This is a genomic window from Desulfobacteraceae bacterium (genome assembly GCA_022340425.1).
In the GTDB taxonomy this organism is placed as follows: Bacteria; Desulfobacterota; Desulfobacteria; order Desulfobacterales; family JAABRJ01; genus JAABRJ01.
Genome location: JAJDNY010000205.1, coordinates 17,597 through 28,163, shown reverse-complemented (window position 1 = coordinate 28,163; position 10,567 = coordinate 17,597). Strand labels below are relative to the sequence as shown.

Genomic DNA, 10,567 nt, shown 5'->3' with positions numbered 1-10,567 from the left:
CAGTACTTTTTCGGGGTCGATGCTGTAGGTCAGGCTGGTGGCGATAGGCAGCAGCATCCCGCTGACGTCGTTGGCCCCCACCCCGACGATGAAGCCGATCTGGGGCTCCTGGCTCAACTCCGCCTCGAGAAACTCATCCAGCTGAACCTTGCCTTTTCTGACCGGGCTCTGGGAGATTTCAAGACGCGCGGAATGAAGGTGCGAGGGCATCAAGGGGTAGCGCTCGGCCGCCTGGATCGGTGCCAGCAGATTCAGGATGGCGGGGTAGTGCCGGAGAAACTTGAGGGGATCGCCCTGAACCTTGGCGCGCAGCTCTTGGGGGGCATCCACCGCCTCCAGGATACCCAAGAGGGTCTTGAAATTGAATTTGGTAAAATTCTCCTTGTTTTCCTTGCTGGCCTCGGTCAAAAGGCGCATGCGCTGCAGGACCTCGAACTCTGTACTGCGCAGGGAGCGCGCCTTTTCCACGAAGGCGGCGTAATCCGCCGGGGTATTGCAGATGCCCTTGGCCGAATCGACGATGGCGGCCACGTCCAGTCCGGGGGCCAAGGGCGCCGACCCCAGGGTCTGGCGAACGATCTCGTGGATGTCCTCCCGGGTCAGATGGCCTGAAACCTCGATCACTTTCAGCCGTTTGGACCGGATCAGGGCCGGGTCGAGGATGTCCAGGCGGTTGGTGGTGAGCACCGTAAAAACCCGGTGAATGGGGATTTCACCGTCGATCAGGTTGAGGAAGCGGTTGGTGAGCTTGTCAGCGGGGGAGCCGCCGGCGGCGCTGCGGCGGGGGGCCAACGCGTCGCCCTCGTCAAAAAAAACCAGCGTCGGGGCGATCATTTTGGCGATGTCGTAGACTTTTTCGAGGTTTTCGACGGCCCCGTCGATGGGGTTGACCGGGTCCTGCAGGGCGCCGGGGTTGGTGGCGATGTCGTGGACGTCGCTGTTTTCACTCAGCCAGGAACGCACCAGAAAGGTCTTGCCGCTGCCCGGCGGGCCGTTGAGCACCACCCCCTTCTCCTCGCTGACGCCGTAGAAGAGGCAGTTGTTGGTCATCTCCGAGAAGAGGTTTTTGATGTTGCCGACATACGCCTCCCACTTGACGTGGCGGTCCATGCGGCCCACCACTTTCTTGTACAGGTCGCCATAGGAGTTTTTGGCCACCAGCTCGAATGCGCGGCGCACCAGCAGGGGCTCCTCGAGGTACTCGGGGAAGAAATTGCCTTTGATCTCGATCACCGAATGGACCAGCTTACGCACATAGGAGGGGATCACCTTGAGGGTGCGCTCGTCGAAAATCTTGTAGAGGTTCTCCACCGCGCGCTCCAGCCCCTCGGGGGGGATGCAGGTGATACTGCGGTGGCAGGCCGGCTCCAGCTCGCTGCCGATGCGGATGTTGCTGCGCATCAGTTCCAGCCGAACGATTTCGCGCAGGTTGGCGGGGTTTTTCCAGTATTCCGAGATGTCGATGATCTTGCCCTTTTCCACGAAGCGGCGGTAGATCGCGGCGTCGATGCGTTCGGGCTGGTCGGTGGTGGCCACCAGCAGGCAGTCCCGCCGCCCGCTGATGATCTCGTCGATGACGATGTTGGAGGTGTCGATCAGGGTCCGCTGCTGGCGCTCGACGCCCCCCGATTCCCGGCCGTTGGCCTTGCCGAAGGCGCTGTGGGCCTCCTCGATGTGGCGGATGGTGGTCTTGCGGGGATCGCCCAGGGCTTTTTTGAAGTAGTTGCCCGGCTCGCCGGCCAGGGCGGTCTGAAAATCGTTGGGGGTGACCATGGTGAAGTCAACCGGTAGGCTCTGCTCCTCCAGATCCGAGAGATTCTGGGTGATCCGCTTTTTCAAAAGCCGGCGCAGCAGCGGGATGCGCGAAAGCGTTTTGTAAAACCGGAGCTTGCGGCGGCGGCTGATTTCCAGCGCCAGAGTGGGGTCGATCTCTTCGATGGACTTCCAGAAGTGCTCGCCGGCGAGCAGCGCCTCCTTCTTCTGCTTCAGGTCCACCTCGGGGAGGACCTCGCTGCGGAAGATCACCTGCTCGATGGCCTGGCTGGTGGTGGCGGTCTTGCCGCTGCCGCTGGGCCCCACGATCAGCAAAAGGGGCGCCGTGGGCACGGCCGGGTCCGAGAGGTATTCCTTGCGGATATGGGTGCGGTAGATCTTTTCGAACAGCGAAACCAACTCCCAGGGAACGTGGACGTCGGAGAGTTCCCGGTCCAGCAGGGACAGCAGGTAGCGGTAATCCTTGGCCGAGACTTCCTTTTCGAGGATCTTGTTCCAGGCTTCCTGGGGGTTGGTCTGGCCCGAAATCTCGAAGCGCCGCTGCCAGTCGGTGAGGATGTCGGGGTCTTTGAGGATCTTGAAATGTTTTTCGGGCGCCGCGACGAAAAGCGACAGCAGTGTTTCCAAAAGGCTGTTGATGAAATCCGACGGCGGCTGGTACTGATGCAGCCGTGAGCGCATGAAGGCCTTGGTCTCATAGGGCCACAGGGCCACGAGGTCCTCGATCTCGCGGATCCGCTGTTCGGGAAGTTTGACGTAGCTGACTTCCTTGGTGAGGCGTTTGGCCATCAGTTCGTCTCTCCCCCAGCGGTTGCGGCGGCTGCCGCCTGCGGGGGCGCCTGCTGGAGATCGGGCAGGGTGATGTTCGGGGCGCCGCCGGTGTTCTGGATCACCACCGTATGCTGTCCGGTCTGGTTCTTCTCGTAGGCCGAGGCCCATTTCTGCTGGACCAGAAACCCCAGCAGGGCGTTGTCGCTGCTGCCATCCGGGGACCCCAAGGCTTTCTGCAGTGCCTGGATACTCTCCAGATAGGCGGCGTAGAGTTTGCGAATCCGGCTGGCCTCCTGGTCGGCGGCATAGTTTTCGGCCTCGGCGATCAGCTCGCGGCGCTTCTTCTCCTCGGTGGCCTCCACCAGCTTGTCGCCGAAGCGGGTTTCCTTGAGAACGAAGCTCACTACCTGGATGCCGTACTTCTGGGCCAGGGTCGGCCCGCCCTGGTTGATCGGACGGGTGGCCAGGGCCTGGAAAATCCGCTCCTTGATCTCCTCGCGGTCGCTGATCAAGCGGTTGACCTCCTGGGCCTGGAGGATGTCCTTGGCGATGCCGTCGAAATCCCCCTGCAGCAGGCTCTGGGGGTCGAGGTTTTCAATCGCCCAGGTCTCCAGATCGCGGATGCGGTAGGTCATGGCGCCGGATGTCCACAGGGCCACGTTGCCCTTGGAGATGATCCGCATCGGTTCCAGCTGGCCCCCCAGGAGCATGGTCTGGTTCATCAGGGAGACTTCCTGCTCGATGCGGGTGAAAAAGGGCAGCCGCACGTGCCAGCCGACATCGGTGATGGCCTGTCGCTGGCCCCCGAGACGCTCCAGCACCACCGCCTTGTTCATCTTGACCTTGTAGATCGTGCGGGTGGCGTAAATCAGGGCCGCCAGGCCGTAGATCAGCCCGGCGATGGTGGCCAGGGCCAGGATGCGGCGCAGGACCGTTTTGACAAAGGCTCTCTGGACTATCTTGCGGGGGGGCGCGTCAGCCATGGCGGCTCCTTGCTTCAGGTTCGGCAACCAACGGGGTGCACCAACGGCCCCCAGGCCAGCCGCCGCCGCGGAGTCGGCCCTGGGGCTGCCGGCAGGGGGTCAGCCCAGCAGATGCCGCGCGAACCAATCGGCAGCCTCCTGCTGAAATACGGCCTGGTCCCGGGCAGCGCTCATCCGGTGGTCCCCACGGGGGAAAATCCGCATGGCTTTGGGGTCTCCGGCACGCCCATAGATTTCCTGGGCACTGGCCACCGGGACGACCGCGTCGGCGTCGCCGTGGAAGAGCAGCAGGCTGTGAACACCGTCGAGTTGCGCGGAAATATCGAAGTGCAGGTTTTCGGGGTCTAACAGCGCGGCCACCCGCTCGCGTTCAGCGGAGCTGGCGATTGCCGCAAGCACCGGCTGGCTTCGAACGGGCGCAGCCAGCGTCACCACCGCCCGGGCCTTCAGGCGCGTCGCCATCGCCAGGCAGACCGCACCGCCCATGCTGCTGCCGAAAAGCCCGATGCGGGGGGCGAGGTCGGCCCGGGCGGCCAGCATGGCCGTGGCTGCCGCAAGATCCAGGGCGCGTCCCGCCAGGGAGGTGACCGCTTTGAAATCCCCATCGCTTGCGCCGCATCCCCGATGGTCGAAGCGTAGAAAGGCGATCCCGTGACGGTTGCAGCTCTGCGCCAGGGTCTGCTGTTTGGGGGAATCCCCGGAGCTGAAGAGACCGTGGCAGCCGATCACCACCGACGGGAGTTGGGCGGCCGGCAGGTGCAGCCAGCCTCGAAGGGCCAGCCCGTCGGTGGAGGTGAAAAAAACTTTTTCGCTATCTCTCGCGGGTGCCGGTTCAGCCACAAGCATGCCTTGATTTTGAGTAATAGAGTCACTATAAACACAAATTTTTCATTTGTCATCCAATAGTTGACGGCCGCTGCGAAGGGGTCCGGGCGGGCTTCCGGTGGTGGCCAGACCGCAGTGCAAGGCGGGGGAGAGATCATGACGCCAAAGAAAGGGCAGGAACTGGAACTTCAGGTGGCGGGGCTCGCCTTCGGCGGCCGGGGGGTGGCGCGGGTCGACGGGCTGACCGTCTTCATCGATCAGACGGCCCCGGGCGACCGGGTCCTGGCGCGGGTGGTGCGCCGCAAGAAGCGCTACGCCGAGGCCCGGCTGATTCGCCTGCTGGCGCCTTCGGCCCACCGCGTTCAGCCGCCGTGTATCTACAGCGGCACTTGCGGCGGCTGCAAATGGCAGTTTCTCGACTACCCGGAGCAGCTGCGCTACAAGCGCGAGCATGTCCTCGAGGCCCTGGCGCACATCGGCCTGCTGCAGGGGGTGACCGTGCACCCAACCCTGCCGTCGCCGCTTTCTTTTGGCTACCGTAACAAAATGGAGTTCACCTGCGCCGATCGGCGCTGGTTGATGCCCGCGGAGATCGGCCAGCCCGACATCGATCCCGATTTTGCGCTCGGCCTGCACGTGCCGGGAACCTTCCACAAGGTGCTGGACACCGCCGCCTGCCTGCTGCAGCCGGAGAGGGGCAACCGCCTGCTGGCGGAGATTCGGCGCTTTCTGCGCGGCTCCCCCGAGCCCCCCTACGGCCTGCGCAGCCACCAGGGGTTCTGGCGCTTTGTGGTGCTGCGGCATTCCGTCGATCGCGACGAGTGGATGGTGAACCTCGTCACCGCCGCGGAAAACCGGTCGGCGGTCGAGCCGCTGGCCCGGCAGCTGATGGCCGCGCATCCCGGCGTGGTTTCGGTGGTCAACAACATCACCGCCCGCAAGGCCGGCGTGGCCATTGGCGAGCGCGAGATCCTGCTGGGCGGCGCCCCGGTGATTCGCGACCGCATCGCGCCCTTCGATTACGAGATTTCGGCCAACTCCTTTTTCCAGACCAACACCCGCGGGGCCGCCCAGCTCTATGCGCTGGTGGAGCGCTATGCCCGCCTGACCGGCGCCGAAACCGTGATCGATCTTTACTGCGGAACCGGCACGATTGCCATCAGCCTCTCAACTGCCGCGCGGCGGGTGGTCGGCCTGGAAATCGTTGCCGGCGCCGTGGCGGATGCCGAGCGCAACTGCCGTTTAAACAGGGTGGACAATTGCCGCTTTGTTGTCGGGGACATTCGGCAAGCACTGGCTGGGGTGGCCGAGAAGGCCGAGGTGATGGTCATCGATCCGCCCCGCATGGGGATGCACGGGGACGTCCTGCAACAGGTGCTGGCCCGTGCGCCCCGACGGATCGTCTATGTTTCCTGCAACCCGGCGACCCTGGCCCGGGACATCGGGGGGCTCAAGGATGCCTATGCGGTCCGTGAAATCCAGCCACTGGACATGTTCCCGCACACCTTTCACATCGAGGCGGTGGCGCGTCTGGAAAGGATCTGACGCCCGGCCGGGGCCTCACTCCAGCCGGTTGCGCCGCCTTTCCAGGCGGATGTCGAGATTTTTGAGCTTTTCAATAACCGCTTTCATGCTGCGGTTGCTGCGCTCGAGCTCCTGGGCTTTGCCCTCCAGGGCCTGGCGCTCGGCCGCCAGGCGGTGATTTTCTTCGGCCAGTTGGGCCACCTGCTCCGTTTTTTCGGTGAGCGCTGCGAGCAGGGCGCTCAGGCGGCGGATGGGCTCGCTGCTGCCGGCCTGGGGGTCGATTACGGCGTAGCGGCGCAGACAGTAGAGCGCGCGGGCATGGTCCGGGGCCGGGTTGTCGGGGTGGGTGTGGAGCAGGGCCAGGCTGAGCAGCAGCTCCGCTTGACGGGACGGTTCAGCGGTTTGTTCGAGTGCGCGGCTGGTTGCCGCAATTTTCTCGGCGACGGTTTGGGTGGCGGTGTCGGCAGCCGGCAGCACTGCGGGGACGGTCTCCTGCAGCGCCGGGGCGCATCCCGCAAATCCCAGCAATAGCCCGCAAAGACAGACCCGCAGCCGTCTGGCCGCTCCCGCGGCGGTGAACCAGGGTGTTGTCAGCATGGTGTGGCGCCTCTCCGGTTTTCCACCAGGTGGCTTCCGGGCAGCGACTTGGCGTGGAGTTTCAGTTCGGCCGCGATTTCACTGAGTCGGATGGGGTTGATTCCCATTCGGCGCTCGTTGGTGACCGCCGCGATGGAAACCGTCATGATGGGAAACTCCTGGGGCTCTCCCTGGCGGTTTTGACTCTGGATCATGCCCCGGCGGCGGTCCTCGGGGTCGTAGAACGCGATGATCCCCTCATCGAAGGCCGCGATGACCCTCCGGCAGATCGCGCGATGGCGCTCAGGGGCGGAGATGACGGCAAAATCGTCGCCGCCGATGTGCCCGACAAAATCGTCAGCGTTGCCGTGTCGGGCCAGCGCCGTCTGGATGGTGGCGGCGGTGAAGCGGATCACCTCGTTGCCCTTGGCATACCCGTAACGGTCGTTGAAGGCCTTGAAGTTGTCCAGGTCGATCAGGCAGAAGGCCACCGGCTGGCCGGAGCCGAGACGGTTTTTGAGAACGTTTTCAATGGCGATGCCGCCCGGCAGGCGGGTAAGGGGGCTTGCGTCGCGGTAGATCTCCTCCAACCGCGCCAGCCGTCGGGCCATGCGGGCGAAGGCTTTGGCCAGGTCGGCCAGTTCATCCCCGCTTTGCAGGCGCGGCACGCGGTCGAAGCGGCCCTGGGCGATCTCCCGGGTGGCCGCTTTGAGCTGTTGGATCGATCGGGCGATGTTGCGGGTGATCAGGATGGCGGTCCCGACGCCCATGAGCAGCCCCAGACCGGAGAGCAGCACCGTGATCCGCAACGCACGGAGGTTCAGCTGGCCGACCGTCAGCATCTGCATCCTCTGATTTTCCTTGACCGCCAGCGCCATGCCTGCGACGGAGGCCATGAGCCGGTCCAGGGTGCCGCTGATCTTCTCGTCCAGTGCCTGGGCGGCCTGGGCTGACGGCCTGTGGTCCTCGTCCAGCCACCGGCCGTAGTCCGTGTTGAAGCGCTGGTGGAGGTCTTGCAGTTCGGCGATCCGCGCGGCTGCCGGTGCCCGGGGCAGCTCCCGGATGCGCGCCAGCAGGGCGGCGAATTCCCGGCTGCATTCCCAGAAAAGGAGGCGCATTTCGGGGCTTCCCAGGATGATAAAGCGTCGTCCGTATGATTCCTGCGCCAGTAGGGCGTCACGCATGCGGTCCGCCGTTTCTACGAGGACCATGTCGCTTTCGACCAAATTGCGGTTGATCTGGTGGGCGGCATTCAGGGTGATGATGGCAAACAGGGTGATCAGCAGCATCATCAGAATAACCGGCAGGTACCCCAAAATCATTTTAGTTTCAAGATTAAAACGCAGCCGCCACGGCATGGCGCACCCCTGAAGCCATTCGGCCATTACCCAAAGCGTGATCAAATGTCGACACCTGCGGCCCCTGCACCCGCCGGGCGTTTAGTCCCGCCGAACGACTGTCAGCCCGTCCCGGGTCCTTCCAGCCCAAAAAAACAATTTGAAATGCGTTTCATTTCCAGATAGTTGAATGGGGAGGGGGACAGGTCTGCAACCGGTCGCTGCGGTCTTTGGCGCGGTGACAGAAACCCCAGGTGGGTCGCAGCGCCGGCTTCATTTTTTTAAGCAAAAAACGTGCCCTGTTTACCACTATCCTTCCCCGCCGGCTGTTCGACGCCCTGTTGTTCCCATGAAAGAGGAGGTAGCATGCTCACAGTCAAAGATATCATGACGCCCCACCCCCTGACAGTCGCCGCGGAGGCCGAAATCGCCGAAGCCATCGGACTTTTGCTTAAAAATGATTTCAACGGTCTGCCGGTTGTGGACGCCGCTGGCGCGCTGGTGGGCATTTTGTGCCAGAGCGATTTGATCGCCCAGCAGAAAAAACTGCCCACGCCCTCCTTGTTTACGCTCCTTGACGGCTATATCCCGCTGCGCTCCGCCAAGCATCTGGAAAAGGAGATGAAGAAAATCGCCGCCCTGACGGTCCGCGACGCCATGACCGCCGATCCGGTCACGGTGTCCCCCGAAACCACGATTGAAGAGGCCGCCACCCTGATGGTGGACAAGAGCTTCCACACCCTGCCGGTCTTGGACGGGGAGGGCAACCTGGTGGGCATCGTGGGCAAGAAGGACATCCTCAAGACCCTGGCCGGCCAGGGCGCCTGAACCGACGGCGCTGCGGCCCTCGCAGGTTAGAAAGGCCAGAAGCTGTTGTCGTTCCAAACCGTCTCCTTGATCTCGCGGTCCAACGTCACCAGGAAATCGAGGTGGTCGCGCTCCCAGGCCGCCAGCCAGCCGTAAAGGGCCTTTTCCTCCGCGTCCGAGGCCGCCTGCTGCCGACCGGCGTAAACCGCGACGGCCTTTTCCTCCATGGCGATGGCCGCCGAGATGGCCGCGGCCTCAAAAGCCGCCGCCGCGATTTGACCCTTGAGCTCCGCGGTCAAGACCTGAGACGCTACCTGGCTGCCGGCGGTGGGGTAGTTTCCGGGGGCGAAGCGCTGGTGGGCCTGAAGGGCCTTGAACTGCTCGGTGAGGATCTCAATGTGCTGGGCCTCCTCGGCTGCCATGGCGTTGAAGAATTTCTTGACCGCCTGGTTTTCGGCCTGTTCGGCCACCGCGTGATAAAAGGTGCGGCCGCGGGTCTCCAGCAGCAGGGCGTTTTTGAGAATGTCGAGGGATGTGCTCATGGTGGTCGTCTCCTTGGGGATTCGGTGTAAAATGTTTGCCTGGGGGGTGAAACCGGCCGCGCGGCCGATGCATTCAAAGTTTGCCTTTTTTCACGGCCGTCAAGGGGCGCCCGGTTCAGCTGCGAGGGTCCCGGTGACCGCGTTGGGCCCCTGCAGCCCCTGGATGCGGACCGTGACCAGGCGGTTTTGGAAGCGGTCCGGGCCTGCCAGCAAAACCGGGATGTAGTTAGCGCTGACGCCTCTCAGCAGCCCGGTGGCCGGGTCTCGCCGGCTCTCTATCAACGGCGTCAGGCGGCGGTTACTGAAGCGGCTGAAGAAGGCTTTTTTCTTGGCCTGGCCCAGAGCCCGCATGACGGCGCAGCGGCGTTTGATTTCCCCGGCCGCCACCCGGCCCGGGAACCCGGCCGCCGGGGTGCCGGGGCGCGGCGAGAACGGGAAAACGTGCAGATAGGTGACGGGCAGGGCCTGGATCAGGGCCCGGGTCTCTTCGAAGGCCCGGGGGCTTTCACCGGGAAACCCGATCAGGGTGTCGACGCCGATAGCGGCATCCGGCATCCGGTCGCGAATGGCGAGCACTAGTTCGCGGAAATCGTTGCGGGTGTATGGCCGGTGCATGCGCCGGAGAATGTCGTCAGCGCCGCTTTGCAGGGGAATGTGAAAATGGGGGCAGAGCCTGCCAGAGGTGGCCGCCATTTCCACCAGGGCAGGGGTGATTTCACCCGGCTCGATGGAGCTTAGCCGGATGCGCGCGATGCCCGTTTCCGCCAGCAGGCGCCGCACCAGTGCGGTGAGGTCCAGGGGGGGGCTCAGGTCGCGGCCGTAAAGGCCGAGGTGGATGCCGGTCAGGACCACCTCGTGGTAGCCGGCGGCCTCCAGCCGCCGGGCGTGCGCCACGACGTTTTCCGGGCGCATGCTGCGGCTTCGGCCGCGGGCATGGGGAACGATGCAGTAGGTGCAGAAGGCGTCGCAGCCGTCCTGGATTTTGAGAAACGGCCGGGTGCGCCCGCCGCTCACGGTGATCTCCGGCTCGCCGAAGTCTGTCAGCCGGCGCGCCGCCTCCGTTCCCAGGGCGCCGCCGGGCACTGGGCCTGGCGTGGACAACAGCATTTCCGGGATCCGGTGCTTGGCGCCGGTTCCCACAACCTCCCGAACCCCGGCGATCTTGGCGATCTCCTGGGGTTCGCTCTGGGCGTAGCAGCCGGTGACGATCACCCGGGCGCCGGGGTGGCGCCGGGCGGCCCGGCGAATCGCCTGACGCGACTGCAGCGAGGCTTTGCCCGTCACGGTGCAGGTGTTGATGATGTGGATCTCCACCGGGCTGTCGCCGCCGGCCAGCTCCCAGCCCGCGCTGCGCAGGGCGGCGATGATGGCCTCGGACTCGTAGTGGTTGACTTTGCAGCCCAGGGTGGTGACGTTGAAGGTTGTCATG

9 protein-coding genes are annotated in these 10,567 nt (G+C 64.3%); 2 read left to right on the top strand and 7 right to left on the bottom strand.

The window, feature by feature from the left end:
* The 3 genes from LJE63_17805 to LJE63_17795 all read right to left on the bottom strand — a co-directional run.
* Positions 1-2,562, bottom strand: a 2,562-nt coding sequence (locus LJE63_17805) for an AAA family ATPase (protein ID MCG6908462.1), incomplete at its 3' end; no start/stop codon positions are given.
* On the bottom strand, positions 2,562-3,527 hold the full coding sequence (locus LJE63_17800; protein MCG6908461.1) for an SPFH domain-containing protein: 966 nt from the start codon (positions 3,525-3,527) through the stop codon (positions 2,562-2,564). The genes LJE63_17805 and LJE63_17800, both read right to left, overlap by 1 nt.
* Before the next feature lie 99 nt (positions 3,528-3,626).
* Positions 3,627-4,367: an alpha/beta hydrolase gene (locus tag LJE63_17795; GenBank protein MCG6908460.1), complete on the bottom strand. Its 741-nt coding sequence runs from the start codon at positions 4,365-4,367 to the stop codon at positions 3,627-3,629.
* 141 nt (positions 4,368-4,508) lie between these two features.
* Between LJE63_17795 and rlmD the strand changes: the two genes are divergently transcribed.
* The gene (gene rlmD / locus LJE63_17790; protein ID MCG6908459.1) at positions 4,509-5,897 is read left to right on the top strand and encodes a 23S rRNA (uracil(1939)-C(5))-methyltransferase RlmD; all 1,389 of its coding nucleotides are present in this window, start codon (positions 4,509-4,511) and stop codon (positions 5,895-5,897) included.
* 15 nt (positions 5,898-5,912) lie between these two features.
* Here rlmD and LJE63_17785 read toward each other — a convergent pair whose 3' ends face one another.
* Together LJE63_17785 and LJE63_17780 are read right to left on the bottom strand one after the other, a co-directional pair.
* Positions 5,913-6,473, bottom strand: a complete 561-nt coding sequence (locus LJE63_17785; GenBank protein MCG6908458.1) for a hypothetical protein — start codon at positions 6,471-6,473, stop codon at positions 5,913-5,915.
* Positions 6,467-7,855 carry a diguanylate cyclase gene (locus tag LJE63_17780; protein MCG6908457.1) on the bottom strand — a complete coding sequence of 463 codons (1,389 nt, stop codon included), beginning with the start codon at positions 7,853-7,855 and terminating at the stop codon, positions 6,467-6,469. Before LJE63_17780 ends, LJE63_17785 begins: the two co-directional genes overlap by 7 nt.
* A 300-nt stretch (positions 7,856-8,155) precedes the next feature.
* Here LJE63_17780 and LJE63_17775 point away from each other — a divergent pair, with 300 nt between their 5' ends.
* Positions 8,156-8,617, top strand: a complete 462-nt coding sequence (locus LJE63_17775; protein MCG6908456.1) for a CBS domain-containing protein — start codon at positions 8,156-8,158, stop codon at positions 8,615-8,617.
* 26 nt (positions 8,618-8,643) lie between these two features.
* On the opposite strand, the gene LJE63_17770 is transcribed toward LJE63_17775, so the two are convergent.
* Both LJE63_17770 and mtaB read right to left on the bottom strand, forming a co-directional pair.
* Complete coding sequence (locus tag LJE63_17770) at positions 8,644-9,138, bottom strand: ferritin family protein (protein MCG6908455.1); 495 nt, start codon at positions 9,136-9,138, stop codon at positions 8,644-8,646.
* Between the two features lie 99 nt (positions 9,139-9,237).
* The gene (mtaB, locus tag LJE63_17765) at positions 9,238-10,566 is read right to left on the bottom strand and encodes a tRNA (N(6)-L-threonylcarbamoyladenosine(37)-C(2))-methylthiotransferase MtaB (GenBank protein ID MCG6908454.1); all 1,329 of its coding nucleotides are present in this window, start codon (positions 10,564-10,566) and stop codon (positions 9,238-9,240) included.
* Position 10,567 lies beyond the last annotated feature (1 nt).